The 20,251-nt window shown below is 63.1% G+C and carries 11 protein-coding genes; 9 read left to right on the top strand and 2 right to left on the bottom strand.

The genetic code is table 11. The features are described 5' to 3' along the window. Nucleotides 1–722: 722 nt before the first annotated feature. The 7 genes from OXI69_17235 to OXI69_17205 all read left to right on the top strand — a co-directional run bounded on the left by OXI69_17235 (nt 723) and on the right by OXI69_17205 (nt 12,779). Entirely contained in the window at nt 723–3,557 is a 2,835-nt protein-coding gene (locus OXI69_17235) for a serine hydrolase (protein MDE2667888.1), read from the top strand. After that, the gene (gene nagA, locus OXI69_17230) at nt 3,554–4,723 is read left to right on the top strand and encodes an N-acetylglucosamine-6-phosphate deacetylase (protein ID MDE2667887.1); all 1,170 of its coding nucleotides are present in this window, start codon (nt 3,554–3,556) and stop codon (nt 4,721–4,723) included. Before OXI69_17235 ends, nagA begins: the two co-directional genes overlap by 4 nt. Next, nucleotides 4,716–5,984, top strand: a complete 1,269-nt coding sequence (gene murA / locus OXI69_17225) for a UDP-N-acetylglucosamine 1-carboxyvinyltransferase (protein ID MDE2667886.1) — start codon at nt 4,716–4,718, stop codon at nt 5,982–5,984. The genes nagA and murA overlap by 8 nt, the downstream gene beginning before the upstream one ends. A gap of 85 nt (nt 5,985–6,069) precedes the next feature. Beyond that, on the top strand, nt 6,070–6,564 hold the full coding sequence (locus tag OXI69_17220; protein MDE2667885.1) for a hypothetical protein: 495 nt from the start codon (nt 6,070–6,072) through the stop codon (nt 6,562–6,564). Between the two features lie 700 nt (nt 6,565–7,264). Beyond that, nucleotides 7,265–9,604 carry a TonB-dependent receptor gene (locus OXI69_17215; GenBank protein MDE2667884.1) on the top strand — a complete coding sequence of 780 codons (2,340 nt, stop codon included), beginning with the start codon at nt 7,265–7,267 and terminating at the stop codon, nt 9,602–9,604. A gap of 106 nt (nt 9,605–9,710) precedes the next feature. After that, nucleotides 9,711–12,032, top strand: coding sequence for a TonB-dependent receptor (locus OXI69_17210; protein MDE2667883.1), 2,322 nt, complete (start codon nt 9,711–9,713; stop codon nt 12,030–12,032). Between the two features lie 114 nt (nt 12,033–12,146). Next, on the top strand, nt 12,147–12,779 hold the full coding sequence (locus tag OXI69_17205) for a hypothetical protein (protein ID MDE2667882.1): 633 nt from the start codon (nt 12,147–12,149) through the stop codon (nt 12,777–12,779). A 108-nt stretch (nt 12,780–12,887) separates the two neighbouring features. Here the strand turns inward: OXI69_17205 and OXI69_17200 are convergent, their stop codons facing one another. Together OXI69_17200 and OXI69_17195 are read right to left on the bottom strand one after the other, a co-directional pair. Beyond that, nucleotides 12,888–14,240 carry an SAF domain-containing protein gene (locus OXI69_17200; GenBank protein ID MDE2667881.1) on the bottom strand — a complete coding sequence of 451 codons (1,353 nt, stop codon included), beginning with the start codon at nt 14,238–14,240 and terminating at the stop codon, nt 12,888–12,890. A 332-nt stretch (nt 14,241–14,572) separates the two neighbouring features. After that, complete coding sequence (locus OXI69_17195) at nt 14,573–15,640, bottom strand: sialidase family protein (GenBank protein MDE2667880.1); 1,068 nt, start codon at nt 15,638–15,640, stop codon at nt 14,573–14,575. A 315-nt stretch (nt 15,641–15,955) separates the two neighbouring features. On the opposite strand from OXI69_17195, the gene OXI69_17190 reads away from it, so the two are divergent. Continuing rightward, nucleotides 15,956–18,796, top strand: coding sequence for a PSD1 and planctomycete cytochrome C domain-containing protein (locus OXI69_17190; protein ID MDE2667879.1), 2,841 nt, complete (start codon nt 15,956–15,958; stop codon nt 18,794–18,796). A 14-nt stretch (nt 18,797–18,810) separates the two neighbouring features. Continuing rightward, nucleotides 18,811–20,244 carry a DUF1501 domain-containing protein gene (locus OXI69_17185; GenBank protein MDE2667878.1) on the top strand — a complete coding sequence of 478 codons (1,434 nt, stop codon included), beginning with the start codon at nt 18,811–18,813 and terminating at the stop codon, nt 20,242–20,244. The last annotated feature ends 7 nt before the right edge of the window (nt 20,245–20,251 follow it).

Here is a 20,251-nt window from a genome sequence, read left to right as displayed (position 1 = left end):
CCCTCTCCACCCCTGCCCGTCCACACCTTCGAGCGCCTGGAGAGGCATTGCCTGACCCAGCAAGCTGACAGGCTTTCCACCTCTCCCGGCCTCCCAATTCCGGTCCCTCCATGCCGGCACTTGGGCACCTGCAACCCTGAGCATTGCCCAAATGCCACCTTTGCACTAGAATTCCGGCCAACGAGCTCGGCTCCGCAGCTTATCGCGATCAACCGCTCCGGCCATCAAAGGGCAGCTTCGGTGGCACCCTTTGTCCCACAGCCACTCTCTCTTGGACTACGTTCCAGGGTGAACAGCTCCTGGGAGGCTCCCTCGTTCAAGCGGCTGTGGGATAGGAAGAATAACATGTATTTACCGCATGTCAAGAGGTTTAATACCGCATTTACAAAATAAATCCGCTCGTCGAGCGAAAAGTTCTGCGCCTGAACGTCACTTCGTTGAAAACAAACACATTAGATTTTCCTGCCCAGCCTTTTGCAAAATTTCGGGGAGTAGGGGAGGTTGTTGAATTACTGGAAAGACTTCGATCGGCAGTTCGTGAATTGCCCTTTTTAAAATCGTCTCCTACGAGTTCTTCAAAAGTTTTTCCAGTAATTCAACAACCTCCCCAGCGCTGCACGACGGGATGAGTCCGCAAGCCTCTCCGGCTTCTGATCCGCTTCAGGCCGAATTTTGACGGTGAGGAAGGCTCTCCTGCCCAATCAGTCGTAAAGACTTCGTCCATGTCCTCACCTGTCACACCTAATGGAATTGATAAGAAATGGGTTAGTGACACACTGAACCGACTCGGCCTGGACGCCAAGATCGGCCAACTGATCATGCCGGCCATCCGCGGAACTCACCTCAACGAAGCCGGCGACGAATACAAACGGCTGCAGCGCCAGGCCCGACAAGGCCGGGTAGGCGGTTTCATTCTCTTCGAGGGAGACATCTACGAGTCAGCCGTCCTCATCAACCGACTGCAGTCCCAGGCACCCATTCCCCTGCTGATCGGATCCGACTTCGAACGGGGGGCCGCCTTCCGCATTCGCAACACCCTTCCCCTGCCCTGGAACATGGCCGTGGGAGCCACCCGATCGGAGCAATGGGCCTACCGGCAGGGACGCATCACCGCCCGGGAAGCTCGAGCCCTGGGGGTCAACTGGATTTTTGCCCCGGTGGTGGATGTCAACAACAATCCTGCCAATCCGGTCATCAACATCCGTGCCTATGGAGAGGACCCGCAAATGGTGGGTCGGCTGGGCGCGGCGTTCGTGGCCGGAGCCCAGCGGGCCGGCGTTCTGGCGACGGCCAAACACTTTCCCGGCCATGGCGACACCGAGGTGGATTCCCATCTGTCCCTACCGGTGATTACCGCTCAACGTCCGCGGCTGGAGCGCATCGAGTGGGCGCCCTTTCGGGAGGCGATAGGGGCCGGCGTGATGACGGTCATGACGGCTCACATCGCCGTCCCGGCCCTGGAGTCGGACCTTCGCCGTCCGGCCACGCTTTCAGCGGCGATACTGGAACAGGTCTTGAGGAACGAGTTGGGATTTCAGGGTCTGGTGGTTTCCGACTCCATGAAGATGAAGGGACTGACTCGAGGCTACTGGAGCGGCGAAGCGGCCGTTCAGGCCCTGGAGGCCGGTGTGGATGTCCTGCTGGATCCACCCGACGCCCAGGTCGTCTTCGGCGCGTTGCTGGAGGCAGTAAAGACGGGTCGCCTATCCGAGGCTCGGGTCGACCGCTCGGTTGAGCGCATCCTGCAAGCCAAGGCCTGGCTGGGGCTGAGCCGGCGGAAGCGAACCGACCTGCGGCAGCTCGCTCGAAGAATCAATGCTCCCGCCCTGCGGCAGCAAGTCCAGGACCTGGCCGATGCCTCGGTCACCCTGGTGAAGGACGATCCTTCTCAAGTGCCGCTGGATGTCCGGGGGATCCGCTCGGGACACCTGATCGTCGTTTCCACCAGGCCATCCCCGGGCGCTGCCGCCGATCTGGAGGGTTGCCTCAGGACGCGACTCGATTCGCTGGAAGTGGATCGTCTCTCCTCCGATGCGGCTCGCTCGCTGCTGGACCAGGTCAGGAACAGGGCCGGCAAAGCGGATCTCTGCATGGTGGCCCTGCATGTTCCGCTGGTGACCGGGACCGGCCGGCTGGGGTTGTCGCCGCTCCTGGCGGATTGGTTGGGGGGGCTGGTCCGGGTCAAGCCCTCCACGCTCCTGATTTCCCTGGGCGACCCTTACCTGATTCGGCAACTCTCCTTTTTCCCCACCTATCTCTGCACCTTCAGCCACGTTTCCACTTCTCAGAGGGCGGCAGTCAAGGCTCTCTTCGGAGAGATTCGCCTGGCCGGCCGGCTGCCCGTGTCGATTCCGGGCACAGCCGAACGGGACACCGGCCTCCAGCGCGACGCCTTACCGATGGTCCTGGAAAAGGCCCGTGCGGATGCGTCCAACCCGCCCCAAAGGGGTATCCGGACCTTGCGAACCGAACTGCAGCGGCTTGTCCGGCGCTTCATCGACCTTCAAGCCTTTCCTGGAGCTTCATTGGCCGTAGGCTACCGCGAAAAGCTGCTGGTTTGCCGAGGTTACGGCAGGCTGGACTACACTTCCACCAGTCCTGCGGCAAACTCGAACTCCGTCTATGACCTGGCGTCGCTGACCAAGGTGGTTTGCACCACCACCCTGGTCATGCAGGCCATTGAACGCGGGATCATCGACCTGGACGACCGGCTCGAACGCTTCTTTCCGGAGTTTCGGGCCGGCAACAAACGGCAGGTCGCCCTCAAGCATCTGCTGTCGCACTCCTCCGGGCTACCGGCCCATGTGCCTCTCTACAAACATGCCGGCGGCAAGGAAGATATCCTGCGACGGATCCTGGAAACTCCTCTGGAGTACCCAACCGGCAGCCGGAGCCTCTACAGCGACCTGGGCTTCATTCTGCTGGGGGCGGTGGTGGAAAGAGCTTGTGGAGACAGCCTCGACAAGCTGGCCCAGGATCAGATCTTTCGTCCCCTGGGCATGCGCCGGACCTGTTTTCTCCCCCCTTCCGACTGGAGGCCTCGCGTTGCCCCTACGGAAATGGACCCGTGGAGAAAGCGCTTGCTGAGGGGCGAGGTTCATGATGAAAACGCCTGTGCCATGGGAGGAGTGGCTGCCCACGCCGGTCTTTTCGGCACGGCGGGGGACCTGGCAGTGTTTTGCCAGTCTCTGCTCAACGGCGGCGTCTACAACCATCGCCGCATCCTGAAGCGGAACACCCTGGAAATCTTCACACAACCTCAAGCCGACCCGCGCGACAGCAGCCGTGCCCTGGGTTGGGATACCCCTTCCCCCAACAGTTCCGCCGGCGACAAGCTGTCGCGGCAGTCTTATGGCCATACGGGATTTACCGGAACCTCGTTGTGGATCGACCCCCGGCGCCGGCTCTTCATCGTTTTCCTGACCAACCGGGTGCATCCCACCCGGAACAACACCGCCATCCAGTCGGCCCGCCGTGAAGTTGCCGACACCGTGGCCGAGGCGGTGGACCAATGGGAGATAATGCAGGCGGAAGACGCAGGGAGGGACGGGACATGAAGCGACTGGCAGTGACCGCCGGCAGGGTCATGACTCCCGACCGGGTGATTCTGGACGGAGTGGTTCTGGTCGAAGGCTCCAGGATCCTGGAAGTCGGAAGCCGGGCGGCGGTGCGGTTTTCCGGGGACGAATTCGAGGTCATGAACCACCCCCGACAACTGCTGGCTCCGGGTTTCATCGATGTCCACATCCACGGTGCTCTGGGGCGGGATGTGATGGAGGGCACCGGCGAGGCTCTGGAGGTGATTTCCGGCTTCCTGGCCGCCCACGGCACCACCTCCTTTCTGGCCACGACCATGACGGCCTCACCCATCGCGACCCTGCGAGCCGTGGAAGCCCTGGGACGCCAGGTGAATCAACCCCTGCCGGGCGCCCGCATGCTGGGACTCCACCTGGAAGGCCCCTTCATCAACCCTGAAAAGCGGGGTGCCCATCCCGCCGAGCACATTCGTCGCCCATCGGCCCTCATCTTCGAGCAGTTGCTGGCCCGCTCCGGCCGTCAGGTCAAGCTGATGACGCTGGCTCCGGAAGTCGAGGGGAGCCTGGAACTGATCGAGTTTGCCCGTTCCAGAGGAGTCGTCGTCTCTCTGGGCCATTCCAACGCCACCCTGGAAGAAACCCTGGCGGCCATCGATCTGGGGGCCGCCAATGCCACCCATCTCTTCAATGCCATGAGGAGCTTCAGCCATCGCGATCCGGGAATACTCGGCGCCGTCCTGACCGCCCCGCAAGTCTGGGCAGAGCTGATTGCCGATGGGGTACATGTTTCGCCGACTGCCGTCGAACTTTGCCTTCAGTGCAAGGGAGCCGGGAAAATTCTCTTGATCAGCGACGCCGTCAGCCCCACCGGCATGCCCGAGGGACAGTATCGCCTGGCCGATGGTGAAATTACCCTTTCGGACGGTGTGTGTCGAACGCCGGACGGCACGCTGGCGGGCAGCATTCTGACCCAGGATCAAGCCCTGCGGAACCTGGTCCGGTGGAGCCGCCTGCCGGTGCAAACCGTGCTCGGCATGCTGACCCGCAATCCGGCCCAATCCCTGGGAATCGCCGACAGCAAGGGAAGCCTGGCCGCAGGCAAAGACGCCGACATGGTGCTTCTGGACGAGAGTCTCGGGGTTCATACCACCATCGTCCAAGGGGAGGTGAGCCACACCGTTGGATAGGATCCTGATCAAAGGGGGCACCGCGCTGCGGGGCAGGGTCACCGTCAGCGGAGCCAAGAACGCGGCCCTGCCGGCCATGGCGGCGACCCTGCTGACAGGGGAGCCCGTCAAGCTGCGCAATTTACCCAGGGTTCGAGACATTCAAACCACCGGCCGCCTGCTTCAGGAAATGGGCTGCCGGGTCTGTTTGAACAGCCCGCGGAAGGGCCACGGCTGTGAGCTGGTCACCGGCAATTCCATCTCTTGCGTCGCCCCCTACGAGATGGTCAAGACCATGCGTTCTTCGGTCCTGGTTCTGGGACCTCTGCTGGCCCGATTCGGGCGGGCCCGGGTGTCCCTGCCCGGAGGTTGCGCCATCGGGGCCCGCCCCATCGACCTCCACATCAAGGGGTTGAAGAAACTCGGCGCCAGCCTGAAGATCGAGCACGGCTACGTCGAGGCCAAGGCGCCCCGCCTGACCGGAGAAACGGTGGTCTTCGACCGGATCACCGTCACCGGGACCGAAAACCTGATGATGGCTGCCTGCCTGGCCAAAGGCGAGACCATCCTGCACAACGCCGCCCGCGAACCCGAGGTGACCGATCTGGCCGACCTGTTGCGCTCCATGGGGGCCCGGATCGAGGGTGACGGCAGCAGCACCATTCGAATTCAGGGCAGGTCCGAGCTGGGCGGAGCCGACCACACCATCATTCCCGACCGCATCGAGGCGGGGACCTTCATGGTGGCCGGCGCCATTACCGGAGGCTCCGTGGAACTGGTCCATTGTCGTCCCGAGCACCTGACGGCCGTAATCGAGAAACTGGAAGAAGCCGGAATGGCCATCGAACCCAGCGGCCCCGACGCCTGCCGGGTGACGGCCCCCAGCCGGCTTCAGGCCAGGGATGTCACGACCATGGAGTATCCGGGCTTCGCGACCGACATGCAGGCGCAGTACATGGCGCTGATGACACAGGCTTACGGGTCTTCCATCATCACCGAGACCATATTCGAGAGTCGCTTCCTGCATGCCAGCGAGTTGGTTCGGATGGGGGCCGGCATCAGGATCGAAGGCAACCGGGCCGTGATCTCGGGACGCCGGGATCTGACCGGGGCCAAGGTGCTGGCCTCCGATCTGAGAGCCAGCGCCTCCCTGATCCTGGCAGGCCTGGTTGCCAGCGGAGAGACACTGGTTCAACGGGTGTACCACCTGGATCGCGGCTACGAATCCATTGAGAAGAAGCTGAAGGCACTGGGAGCAAGGATTGAGCGCATCGCCGATTGATTGCCAATCGGCCCTTACGGATTGGATAACTGCGGTATAATCCGAGGGTTTCTTCGGTAACTTGACTGAAAAGGGGCTAGCTACCATGCCAGATCGCGGAGATGGGATATTGTCGGCGTTGTCGGACTTCGTCAAGGAATGCCAGTGCCCGGCCTGCGGTTCGGCGATGAAGGTGGCACCCGTCTGGGATTTCGTTCTGGGCAAGGGACGGTCAGCCTGCGGGCACTGCTGGAAAACCTACGGTCTCAAGGAAGGCGCTCAACTCGACGGCTACAGCGTCAAGGTCGAGGATCTCGAACCCATCTCCGAGGAAACGGACGCCAACAGCTCCAGCGGTTATGTCTGGAATGCCGTCAAGCTGGAGAGCAGCCGGGTGGCGGCCGTGGATTTCTTCGTGAGCGTTGCCTTCACCGCCTTTTTCGACGGCCTGGAGCGGAACTACCCGGTCCTCAGCCAACAGGATTTCGACGTCACCTGGCGCTACCTCTCCCAGGCGGGAGCCTTCGCCGTCGACAGTCTCGACACCCGCATCATTGCCGACGCCTTCGAAAAGGTGGAACGCTACAAGCCCACGAGCTGATGTGCCGGTGGCTTCCACCCTTTCGCAGACACCACCGAGAGGCATCCGAGCGCTTTTCCATTCGAACCCAGTTCCCTGCCCTGGACATGAGTAGACCCGTTTGGGAAAAAGTGGCGGTTTTTGTGGCCCTGGTGTCGTTGGGTCCAGGCACGTTACCCGTTTATTGGCTCTTGCAGCCGGTAACGGGGCCCGGCACCGCCTCGGCCTCGCACCCCAGCCAGTGCGCCATCGGACAAAAACGCTGCTGCTGCCCCGAGAAATCCCGCCAGGCCCGGCCGGTCAGGACGAATCGGTGCCACCTTCCTTCCCTCCCCAACATGGAGTTTCCGGGAAAGTCGTGCGCCTGGTCGGCAGGATGTCAACGACCGGAGGCCGGCTTCCTGACGGTACGTGAACAGAGCGGCTGGCCGGCCCAGGAGAAGGCTGTTTTCTCCGTTCTCACCAGGGCCGCCGGCAACCGCATCCCTCTGCAGAAACCTCGACTTCCTCGGGGACACCATCCCTCCCCGTTTCACCCGCCGCGATTTTCCTGACCTACCCCCATCTTCGGCCCGGTTTCTGCGCCTGAAGAGGTCCCAGTGCGTCCGCATTCGGCTTCGGACGGCGAAGGACGCTGCCTCGCGCTGTCAGGCGCACGCAGACACCGGATCGTCCCATACCAGACCTTCCAGCACTTGCTTGGTCCACCGCGGAGGATCAGATGAAGACCAGTACACCCTGGCTGTCCCTGCTGGGTATCCTTACGCTGTTGTGTGGGAACCTCTTTTCGCAGGAGGAATCGATCACCGTTCGGGTGCGGGACCCCTCCGGCCTGCCCATCTCCGGGGCCACCGTCTCGCTGGCATTGCCCTCAGGCCATCAGACAGCCACCGGGCACACCCCGGCCGCCGGAAACGTGAACTTCAATGTCCCCAGCGGGTCTTATCTCCTATCGGTTGCGGCTCCAGGCTTCGCTCCGCACCGGAGAGAACTGGCGCTCCCGGCGGGCGAGGCTGCCGAGCTGACGGTTGAGTTGCAGCTGAGTTCGGTGGCCACTGAAATCGAGGTGGCGGCCACTGCGCCGGCTCAAATCGCCATCGAGGAAGTCCCGGCCGGCCGACTGCAGTCAGGCCCGCCTCGGGATCTGGCCGAACGACTCAAGGAAGTGCCCGGCGTCCTGGCCATTCGACGGGGCGGAACCAACCTGGAACCGGTGGTCCAGGGATTGCGGGAATACCAGGTGGCCATGGTGGTTGACGGATCCCGGGCCTTCGCCGCGGGACCTGCCAGGATGGATTCCGAGATCAGCCATGTCGATCCGGACCAGGTCAGCAGCCTGGAGGTGATCAAGGGCCCTTACGCTCTGAGCGAGTGCGCCGGCGGCCTGGCCGCCGTCCTGGTGAAGACCGATCCCGTGCCCGTGCACGACAAGATGGCTTTCGGCGGTTCCGTCTCCTCCGGGTATTCCTTGAACGGCGCCAACCGCTGGGGCCATACCCGATTCTTCGCCGCCGGGCGGAGAGCCGGCATCAGCGTGAGAGCCTCCGGTGGCAAGGGGGACGACTACCGCGCCGGAGCCCGAGGAGTCGCCGCCCCAACCATTCCGGGCCGGTTCGGAGAATACCAGTTAGGCGGAAAACTGCGGTTGAACCTGACCTCCAACCAGGAACTCACCCTCGACTCGGGCCTCGACACCCAACAGGACCTGGACTACCCCGGCCGGCTGCTCGACGCCAACCACTTCATCACTCGGTCCTGGAACGGCGCCTACTACCTGAAGGAACCCGCCGCCGCCGTTCAGAGCGTTGCCTTCAGGCTCTACCTGAGCAAAAAGAGCCACCGCATGAACAACGACGGCAAGCCTACAGCCATGGACAGCCCCGGGAGAGTGCCTCCCTTCGGGCTGGCGGTCTCGCTGCCAACGGAATCGGACACCCTGGGAGGGGCGGGACGGATCAGCTTCCAGCCCCGTTCCGGATGGGCCATTCAAACCGGCTTCGACTTCTACGACCTGGCCCAGCAGGCGACCCGATTCATCTCCCGGCGCAGCAACGACCGGCTCCTGTTTCGGGACAGTGTCTGGCCGGACGCGCGTATCCGCGATCAGGGGTTCTACCTCACCTCCGCCAAGATTGGCGAGAACTGGGGCATGGCGGCAGCCCTTCGATTCGATGCCGTCCAGGCCGAGGCCGCCCAGCCGTCGGATTTTTTCAGGGCCAACACCTCGGGGGCCATGCACCGGAAGGAGTTCAACACCAGTTGGAGCCTCACCGCCCGGAGAAATCTGACAAATGCGGCGACGGTATCGGGAGGATTGGGCCGGGTGGTACGCACGGCCAATGTGCTGGAGCGCTACTCCGACCGCTTCCCCAGCACCAAGTTTCAGGTGGCGGCCGAATTCATGGGGGCCCCCGGCATCGGACCGGAAACCAGCACCCAGGCGGATCTGGGACTGGAGCTCCGTTGGGCGGGAATGCGCCTGCGAGGAGGTGGATTCTATCGTCGAATCCAGGATTTCATCACGGTGGCTCCGGCTCTCGGCATCCGCAAGCGACTGCCCCTGAGCCCGCCGCAGGTCTTTCGCTATCTCAATGGTGACCATGCCGACTTCAGGGGCTTGGACGTGTCCTTTCGCGCCCCCCTAACGGACGGATTGGAGTTCGGAATTCAAGGCGCTTACACCCTGGCCGACGACATCGAGCAATCCCTGGCAGCCATTGGCGTCAATGAGCCCGTCCTCGGCATTCCGCCCTTTGAAGTTCGTTCCCGGCTGCGTTACACGGGCCGCTCGGCTCCCTTCTTTGGAGAATTCGAAATGCGCAACGTCGGACCTCAGGACCGGGTGGCGGCCTCCCGGCTGGAGACGCCCTCCCCCGGATTCACCACCCTCAGCCTGCGAGGGGGGATGCAGCTCCCCAAGCGCCTCTCCCTGGAAGCGGGGGTAGAGAACCTCGGCGACAAGTTCTACTTCGAACACCTGAATTCCCTGAATCCCTTCACCCGTGAAAGAGTTCCGGAGATGGGACGCAATATCTTTGTGGGTGTGACCAAAAAATGGTAAGTGTCCGGGCAGGGGTTCCGGTTGGCGGTTCCCGCGTTACCGAGAGGTCGCCATGGTTCGGCCGAGAATAATTTCCCCTATAGCAATGATGGTATTGGTTGTCCTCATGCTGGGCCCGTCCCTGGCCGCCCAGATCCGGGTCGGCACCGTACGGGGAACGGTTCTCGACCCGACCGGAGCAACCGTCTCCGGGGCCCTGCTCCGGCTCAGCAACCGCACCACCGGGTTTCAACGCCAGACCTCCACTGGTCCCGGGGGCGCCTTTCACTTCAACAACCTCCCCTTCGACCCCTACCTGCTGCGAGTCGAGGCCGCCGGATTTCAGCCCTGGAACGGCCCGGTGCGTGTCCGTTCCAATCTCACCGTCCAGGTTGAGGTTACGCTCAGCCTGACCACACCCACCGAGACTATCCGGGTGGAGGCGCTGGTGGAATCCGACACGCAGGGCCTGGAAACCGACCTGGACCAGTCCTTCATCGAGCGGCAACCGGGAGCCCAGCCCTCAGCGGGACTGCAGGAGGTCATCGCCACGGTTGCCGGGTGGATCAGTGAAGACAACGGCCTGCTGCACGTGAGGGGGGTGGACGACGGATTCCTGTTTCTGATCGACGGGATCCCGTTGACCGACCGCACCGACCGCCTGTTTGCCGGCTCGCCCCAGACGGAGATGATCCAGTCCCTGCAGGTCATCAACGGCCATTTGCCGGTGGAGTACGGAAATGCCTCCGGGGCGGTAGTCCACCTCACCCCCAAGTCGGGGATCGACCGGCCCCTGGGCGGTTCGGTCACTCTGGCCGGCGGCAACTTTCAGAGCGGCCAGGCCGGCTACACCCTGGCCGGAGGTCTCGGCAGCCAACTGGGCTTTTTCCTGGCTCACTCCGTGGCCGGGTCCGGTCGGCGCTACCTCGATCCGGTGGACCCCGGCAACTTCAACAACCGGGGATGGGCTCAGCGATTCGACTCCCGCATCGACTGGCATCCCTCGGCCCGCGACATCCTGGTCGCAAACCTGTCGGGCCACGGAAGCCGCTTCAGGGTCACCAACACCCAGGCACAGGAGCAGGCCGGACAGCGCCAGCGCCAGCAACTGGACGACAACCACCAGTCGTTTGTCTGGCAACGAAACTGGTCGCCTTATACAACCACCAACCTGGGGGGGTATCGCCGTTACTTCCGGTCCGAGCTGATCCCGAGCGCCAACGACCTGCCGGTCTCGGCCTCCCAGCTTCGCCGCCACCTGCGCTCGGGTATTCTGGTGAATCTGACTCACTGGGTCGGGGGGCACACCCTCAAGGCGGGGGCCGACGCCCAACGGGTCACCCCACGCGAGTTCTTCTCCTTTTTCGTGACCGACGAGGAATTCGGCGAAGAAGTGGACTTGAGCGATCTGGCGCTCGAGTTCGATCGCGAGAATCCCTTTCTCTTCCAGGAAGAGGCGGTGCGGGGACAGGGGTCCGTTTTTCTGCAAGACACCTTTTCGCTGGGAGGGAACCTGACCATCAACGCGGGCGTCCGCCTCGACCACACCGCCGTCATGGTTTCCGCCACCCAGGTCAGCCCGCGTGCCGGCGCCGCCTTTCTGGTGCCCTACAGCCAAACCGTCCTGCGGGCTTCCTACAACCGGCTGTTCATGCCGCCTCAGATCGAGAATCTGCTGCTCTCCTCCTCCGAGCAGGCCCGGCGACTCTCTCCCTTCGCAACGCCGGAAGGCATGGGCGGCGCGCGGGTGGCGCCGGAGAGGCAGCACGCGTTCGAGGCAGGATTCGGCCAGCCCTTCGGCGACTGGTTTCAACTCAATGCCGCCTACTGGTGGAGACTGGTGAGAAACTATGCCGATCCCAACGTGTTTCTGGGAACAACCGTCATCTTTCCCAACTCGGTGGCCAAGGGGAAGGCCCAGGGACTGGAGGCCCGCATCGATTTTCCGGAGCGAAGGGGTTGGTCCGGATACCTGAGCTATTCCAACGCGCGTGTCTTTCAGGTGGGACCGATCAACGGAGGACTGTTCCTGGAGGAAGAAGTGATCGAGATCGGGCCCGGGACCAAGTTCAATCCCGACCACGATCAAAGAAATACCGGCGGGTTCGGGATGATCTACGAGCATCCCTCCGGATTCTGGGTCGGGCTGTCAGGACGTTACGAAAGCGGGCCGCCCCTGGAAGTGGAACTGGACGAGTTGGACGAGCTGATGGAGCGGCCGGGGGCCGAGCTGGTCGACTTCGACCGCGCGCGCGTCAAGCCCAGGGCCCTGTTCGACTTCTCACTGGGGAAAGATTTCTTCTCAGACCGGCGCATCACCCTCCGGACCCAGTTCGATGTCCGCAACCTGGGCAACCGGCGCTTCGCCTACAATTTCGGCAACCCCTTCAGCGGGACCCACTTCGGCCACCCTCGCATGTGGAGCGGCCGCATTCGGCTTGGCTTCTGAGCCGCCCACCTGAAGTCAAGGGCTGGTTTTCCGGCGGGTCATTCGGTAAGCTGTAGGCTTTGACGGCGCCAGCAGAGGGCGCTACGGTTCCCATCTCAGCCCCCCCGGAATCCAGTGAAAGACAAGAAAGCCCACGCCCTGATTCTCCCTGCCCTGGCCGTGATGCTGTTCGGCCTGCTGACCGTCTCCTGCGCGCCGGCTCCCGAGCCGGAGCCTGATCCCGAACCGCCCAAGCCTCCCTCGCCGGTCGCGGCCCATACGGCCTTCCACCGGCTCTACGTTCAAGCCCGGCACTGGTCCGCCGATTCGCTGCCGCTGCGCCTGTCGAGCTTCGATCTCAAGGAGGTCCCCGGCAAGGCCGGAAGGTACGCCGTATGGCAGGCCACCTTCGTGTCCCCCCAAAAGCGAAAGTCCGTCACCTACACCTACTCGGTGGTCAAATCCGGCACCAGCATCCGCAAGGGGGTCCGAGCCGGCATACCGGAAGCCTGGTCGGGAAGAGGACAGGCCCGACCCTTCATCATTCAGCTCTTCAAGATCGACTCGACCAAGGCCTACGACAAGGCGGCGGAAAAGAGCGCGGCCTTTCTCAAGAAAAACCCCGATCTCCCCATCCACTTCCTGCTGGAATCCACTCCCCGATACACCCACCCCGTCTGGCGCGTAATCTGGGGCGAAACCCGCGGCTCCGCCAAACGCACGGTGTTTGTAGACGCGGCCACCGGCCTCCACCTGAATACGCTGTAGGCGCCTGGAGCTTGAGGGACACGGCCGGGTGGCGAAGAAACTCATTTCTCCATTATTCCCCGGCGTGTCTTCGTGGTTTTTCGTGGGTATCTTCTTGTCTTTTGGAGTTCAGTCCGCCGCGGGAAACGTCCTTTCCATTTCCCTGCGGATGAGGACGGCGGGATTGGCCGGGTCGTAGCGCACGTCGGACCAGCCGATGGGGCTGCCGGCGGGAATGTCGTTGAGGAGGGTCACTTTGTGGGCCAGGCCGATGGGAAGGCCTCCAAATGGTGCGGCCGCGGCCGAGGGTTGCAGCCTGCCGTAAACGGTATAGCCACCCTCTCCGTCGAGTACCTCGCCGGCCGAGAGATCCCGCTTGGCAGTGGCCACCACATCCCCGACAAGTGCGCTAGGGCATCCGGTTGCTTCTCCGGCCAGTCCAGCCTTGAGCACACTGACCGAAAGCTCCATTCCCACCAGGTGAACCGGCCGGTAGAGGGCCGCGTATCTGCTGCTGGCATCGGTCTGTAGACCATATTCGGTAAAGCATTCCTTGACATAGTCGTTGGGCGCCTCAAAGGTGACGTAGACACCCCAGCGCAGGTCTCCGGACACGGGACGGCCATCTCTTTCCAGGCTGGAGACGATCTCGACGGTTCCCGCGCGAGACAGACACCCCCCGCTGGAGCGCGGGCGGCAAACCTCCGCAAGCCGATCCTGCCCGCAAGGGGGGAAATTCAGGCCTTCCGCCTGGGGGCGAAGCCCGGTGGCGTTGGCCACGGCAGCCATTTCGATCGCCGACTTGGTGCCATCCAGAAAGGAGTTGAACATTCTCGGATTGAGCTCGCCACCCGCCACCTTGTCCTGGCTGAATCCATAGTGTTCCCATACGGTGTCCGGGGTGGAGGCGTGAAATTGTGGCAGATACTTGGTCCCCTTGCCCGCGCACACCACCTCGAAGCCGCTGCACCGGGCCCAATCCACCAATTCGCAGATCAGCGCCGGCTGGTCGCCGTAAGCCAGGCTGTAGACGACGCCGGCCCGCCGAGCCCGTTGGGCCAATAGGGGGCCGGCCACCACGTCGGCTTCCACGTTGACCATGACCAGGTGCTTGCCGTGCTCGATGGCTCCAAGGGCGTGCCGGATTCCCGCGACCGGATCGCCCGTGCTTTCCACGATGACATCCACGCCCTCAGCCGACAACAGCACCTCGGAGTCTTCCGAAAGCCAGGTCGTCCCCGCTTTCATCGCCTCCTGCAGGTTTCTGGCCCCCAATTGCTCGGCAGGCCAACCGGCCCGCCGAAGGGCCTGACTCGCCTTGTCCCTCGCGAGATCCACCACTCCCGCCAAGTGCAGCCCGTTCAGGCGGCGGGCCTGGCTGAAGAACATGGTGGCGAACTTCCCCGCCCCGATCACTCCGACCCGGAGCGGTGTGCCCGCCTCGGCCCGTGCAGCCAATTCCTGCAACAAGGAACGTCTCATTCGGATCTCTTGAGTCGATACGACATTGACGAGTGAGTCAGGTATCGTGAATCGGTACGGTTCCGTCAGCCGACAGGGTGGCTCGCAGCGAAGTTCAGAGGCGGCTAAAAAAAGAGCATGCGGGCGGGACGCCCGCGCTCCCGGGTGGTCCCGTCAATCCACGTAAGGCAAATTGCGATTGTTGGATCTGAGGCGCATTCAGTCCGTGTAACTCCCCAATCGACATTCAGCGATCAACAATTCATCCATCATTACTTCGTGGCCCTTCGCCGTTCTTCGTGGTCCTTCGTGGATATCTCTTTTGCCTTCGGCCCGAAATCGCAATGCCCGGCTCAATCCCAGCCGACCCGGACCCGGGTCCAGCGAATGCCGAACTTTTCCTGTTCCATGCACCAATGGACGCAGAGCAGGGTCTCCCGGTCCAGCGCGATGGCCGAGGGCAAGCCGAAGGCGAAGGTCTCCAGCTCGTTGATTCCGTCGGCTTCCTGCGGGGCTTCCCGGGAAGCCTGCGCGTCCCAGAGAGTTTCTTCACAGTCCAGCGTCCAGGAGTCGTCGGTGAAACGCACCAGGCAGGCGATAACGCCCTGCTTTCCGTATCGCCGGTTGTAGAGAACCAGCAAGCGGTCTTCGCCCAGCCAGATGGGGGTCATGGTCTGCCCCCGGATCCCCGTGGACCGCAACGGCCCCCAGGTTTCCCCGCCGTCGTCGGATATGACGAAATGGTCCTCGAAGTCGGAGTAGTCGCCCATGCGCAGCGTCCAGGACACCGCCATCACCCGGTCCCCGTCGAGCCGGGTCAGCTTCTGCTCGAAAAATCCCTTGACTCCTTCCGGATCCTTCATCGCCACCGAGGTGCGGGGCCAGGTCTTTCCCTCATCCTCGGAGATGAACATCACCAGCCGTTCTCCGAGCCGCTCCTGCTCAGTGAGGGTCGCAGCCGGCGCCAGCCAGTTGCCGTTCCTGGTGACGATGATGGGGCTGGCAATTTCAAAAGGGCCGGGAATGGAGGCCGGCAGCAGTTGGGGGTCGGTCCAGGTCTTGCCCTGGTCTCGTGAGAGACAAAGGATGGGGTCTTTTCGGGTGGCGCTTCCGAACTGCTTCTTCTCTTCCGGCGGATAGGCCCGCGTGCCATAGGCGATCACCATGCCCTGCGGAGTACGGCTCAAGCGCAGCGAATTGGTGGTGCGTGGATTGTCGCCGGGCTCCAGGATCGTCCCCTGCAGGCTCCAGGACCTGCCGTTGTCGGTGGAGCGAGCCAGGTCGGTTCCTCCGGTGACGCTCGGCCCTCCGCCGACCGTAAAGCCGGCCAGGATATCCCCGTTGTCCAGTCGGACCAGGGTGGGAAATGATGAATCCCGGTTGTCGATGATGCCGGAGTCTAGGATCTCGATACTTGGCATAACCACAGCCTCCTTTGGGGGTGGTTTATTGGAACATGGACGCCCTTGAGTGGGCGAAACCGGCCACGGAAGATGGCAGCCGCACTTTCAGCGGAAAGACTCACGAGCCGGCCGGATCGGAGAGGGGTGGATTCTTCCGCCGGAACAGCCCGCCGGCGCGAGCAAATAATGCTATCATAAGCCTTTAGCCGCACCAATCGCCCTCAGGGGATGCATTCCTGCCTCATGATTACCATCCAACGCCTTGGATTATTGCAGGCCCTGGGCACAGGGTTGAATCGCACGTTGCCGAGGCCTTGTCCGGGGAATGGGTTGATGGAACCCAAGCGGCCGGTTTGCGAACGGGTGAGTCGCCTGGGCCTGATGCTTGCGTTTCTGGCCCTGGGCGCCGCCGCCCCCGGCGCCGGTGCCGTAGCCGACTCGGAAGACTTCTTTGAGCTCCGCATACGCCCTCTGCTGGTGGAGAAGTGCTATAGCTGCCACAGCGAAACGGCCAGCAGCGGACTCAAGGTGAACTCCCGGCAGGCTCTGATCCAGGGGGGAACCCTGGGGCCCGCCGTCGTCCCCGGAAAACCGGCGGAGAGCCTCCTGATCCAGGCCGTGGATCATACCCACTCCCGCCTGCAAATGCCGCTGGGAGAGAAACTCCCTCAGCAGCAGATCGCCGACCTCATTCGCTGGGTCGAGATGGGTGCGCCCTGGCCCCGGACCCCGGTCGAGGTTCCGCCCGTTTCCGATGACCGGGAGTTCGAAATCACGGAAAAGGACCGGCAATACTGGGCTTTTCTTCCGGTTCGCTCCCCTGCCCTGCCCGCGGTCCAGGACATGCGCTGGGCCCGCACGGCCATCGATCGCTTCGTCCTGGCCGGCCTGGAAGACGCGGGCCTCAAACCGTCTCCTGAGGCCGGCCGTCGAGAGCTGATCCGGCGGCTGAGCTACAACCTTATCGGCTTGCCTCCCACCCCGGCGGAGGTGGATGCCTTCTTGCAGGATCGGTCCCCGCAGGCCTGGTCCAGGCTGGTGGATCGCTTGCTGGAATCCCCCCACTACGGGGAACGATGGGGGCGCTACTGGCTGGACGTGGCACGCTATGCAGAGGATGACCTCTACGGCCCCGCGGGAAATTCTCGATATCCCAACGCCTGGCGCTACCGCGACTGGGTGATCCAGGCCTTCAACCGGGACATGCCCTACGACCTTTTCGTCAAGGCTCAGATCGCCGGAGACCTGATGCAGCGGGAGGACAGGGACGGGCTGCTGGCCGGGACAGGATTCCTCAGCCTGGGAGTCTGGTATTACGGCGCCGTGCAGGCTCCCCAGGCCCGGGCCGACGAACGCTTCGACCGCATCGACGCCATCTCGCGTGGATTCCTGGGTCTGACGGTGGGCTGCGCCCGCTGCCACGACCACAAGTACGACCCCATCGCCTTCAAGGATTACTGGGCATTGGACGGGATCATGGCCAGCACGGTCTACCGGGAGTATCCGCTGGCGCCCGAGGAGACCGTCGAGGCTTACCGGGAGCACGACAAGAAGGTGAAGGCGCTGGAGGACTCGATCAAGAAATTTCTCGATGAGCAGTCCATCCAGCTCAGCGAAATGCTGGCCTGGAAGACCTCGCGATATCTGCTGGCGACCTGGAAATCGCTGCAGGATCCGGACCTCTCCCGCGCCGAATTGGCCCAAGCCAAGAAAATCGACCCCGAGTTGCTGGAAGCCTGGTTCGCTTACCTGACCTCCGAGGAAAGGCAGCACCCCTACCTGCAGGCCTGGGACGACCTGAGGGCCCGCGGTGGAACCCCGGCGGAAGCCACGAGGATCGCCGAGGACTTTCAGGCGCTGGCCCTGGCCGTCTTCGCCGAGAAGAAGGAAGCCGATGAGAAGAATCACATCATCCTGGAGTCCAACAAGCCGAAAGTGGACCCCGAGACGGCCGTCTACCTTCCCAACGGGTTTATGGTCGAAGATTTCTGCCACATCTGCGAGCTGACGCTCGAACCCATCGTCCGTGAAAGGTACATTCTCTGGCTGGATTTGTTCGGGGCGACCGACCTGACCAACAGCTTCATGAAGGAGGAGTACGGCCTGTTCCGACTGCAGGACAAAAAACTGGAAAGTTACCTGAAGGGCGAATGGAAGACCTATCTGACGACATTGCGCTCCAGGCTGGAGGGGTTGAAGAGCGGCAGCCCCTCTGCCTATGCCTATATCCACGGGATGGCCGACTCTGCCCGTCCCGGTGATTCCCGCATCCACGTCCGGGGCAATCCCTACGACCTGGGCGATACCACCCCGCGCCGCTTCCTGACCGTGCTCGGCGACGGAAGGCCTCAACCTCTTGACCAGGGAAGCGGTCGCCTGCAACTGGCCGAGGCCATAGCCGCCCATCCCCTGTCGGCTCGGGTCATGGTCAATCGCCTCTGGCAGAACCACTTCGGACAGGGCATCGTCCGAACCCCCGGCAATTTCGGCCGGCTGGGCACGCCACCCACTCATCCGGAGCTGCTGGAATACCTGACCCACCGTTTCATCCAGGGCAACTACTCGGTCAAGGCCCTGCACCGCGAGATTCTACTGTCGGCCACCTACCGGCAAAGCAGCCTCCACCGGGAGGCGGCGGCTGTCAAGGACCCTGAAAACCGGCTGCTGTGGCGAGCCAACCGGCGGCGGCTGGACGCCGAGGCTCTACGGGATTCCATCCTGGCAATCGCGGGAACACTGAGTCCCGACATCGGTGGAGCTTCGGTGGATCTGTCCAAGGATGCGCGACGCCGGAGCGTCTACGGGCAAGTGAATCGTTCCAAGCTGGACAGCATGCTGGCCCTTTTCGACTTTCCCGACCCCGGCTTGAGCAGCCAGCAGCGGGCCGTCACCAACGTGCCCTCGCAGAAGCTCTTCTTCCTCAACAGCAAGCTGGTCTGGGAGCAGGCCGGAATTCTGGCGGATCGAGTCCACGGGAAGGGAAACCGGCTGGACGGCCGCACGGTCGACCGGTTCTACCGACTGATCTTCGGCCGCCAAGCCACCCAGGAGGAACGCCAACTGGCTCTGAACTTCATGGATTCGGTCGAGGTCCGGAACCATTCACCCACCGACCCGTTGAGGCAATATCTGCAGACCCTGTTGAGCTCGAACGAGTTTTTGTTCGTGGACTGATTGAGGGAAACTCCATGACTATCCCCAAGACCTCCCAACTCGCGGTGAGTCGGCGCGATCTGCTCCGAATGATGGGCGGCGGCTTCGGCCTCTACGGCTATGCCAGTCTGCTCGGAAACTCCCGGCTGCACGCCTCTGTGCCGAGCGTTTCCGCCGATCCCCTGGCGGTCAAGGCAACCCACTTTCCCGCCAGAGCCAAGCGGGTCATCTTTCTCTTCATGAACGGAGGACTCTCGCAGGTCGACACCTTCGACCCCAAGCCTCAGTTGACCAGACATCACGGCCAGCCCATGCCGGGGGGGTACGTCAAGACCGAGCGCAAGACCGGCAACCTGATGCGCTCGCCCTTCCGGTTCAAGAGATACGGGCAGAGCGGGATTGAAGTCAGCGAGCTTTTCTCCGAAACGGCCAGGCACATCGACGACATCAGTGTGATCCGGTCCATGCACACCGAGGTTCCCAACCATCCTCCCGGAATGTTCCTGATGAACTGCGGCCACCTGCAACCGGGACGGCCCTCCCTGGGTTCCTGGATCACCTACGGACTGGGCACCGAAAACCGCAATCTTCCGGGCTTCATGGTGCTCTGCCCCTCCGGAGGTCCTCCCACCGGGGGCGTTCCCCTCTGGAACTCGGCCTTCCTGCCGGCGGTCTACCAGGGAACCCGCATCCCCAACGATCAAACGACCCCGGACAAGCTCATCCATGACATACGAAACTCCCACCTGACCCGGATGGAGCAGCGCCGCCAACTGGACCTGCTGCACCGGCTCAACCATTTTCACCGGCGGCAGCGCCCGGCCGATCCCCAGTTGGAGGGCAGCATCCACTCCATGGAAATCGCCTACCGCATGCAGGTGGAGGCCCCGGAGGTCTTCGACCTCTCCAAGGAGAATCCGGCCACGCTGGAGCGCTACGGGCAGAGCGATTTCGCCCAGGGCTGCCTCATGGCCCTGCGGCTGGTGGAAAGAGGTGTTCGGGTGGTCCAGGTCTATTTCGGCACCGGCCAGCCCTGGGACAGCCACTACGACATCATGGCCCATCAACGGCTGGCCCGGGAGGCCGATCCGGCCATGGCGAACCTGCTGCAGGATCTGAAGGACCGGGGCCTGTTCGAAGACACGCTGGTGATCTGCGGCAGCGAATTCGGCCGCACCCCGGTGGTGGAGACCAGCGGAGGCAGCGTGGTCCAGAACGGCCGCGACCACAACCATTGGGGCTTCTCGGTCTGGCTGGCGGGCGCGGGCGTGCGCGGCGGAACGACCTATGGGAGCACCGACGACTTCGGCTTCAAGGCCGTGGAGAACAAGGTCCACGTCCACGACCTGCACGCCACCGTCCTGCACCTGCTCGGCCTCGACCACGAAAAGCTGACCTACCGCTACAGCGGCCGAGACTTCCGTCTGACCGACGTCCACGGCCGGGTGATCCAGGAAGTGCTGACCTGAAGTGCCC

It is taken from the genome of Acidobacteriota bacterium (assembly GCA_028875575.1).
In the GTDB taxonomy this organism is placed as follows: Bacteria; Acidobacteriota; Terriglobia; order Versatilivoradales; family Versatilivoraceae; genus Versatilivorator.
Note: the sequence above shows the minus strand (reverse complement) of the source record. Positions and strands in the feature narration are given on the sequence as shown.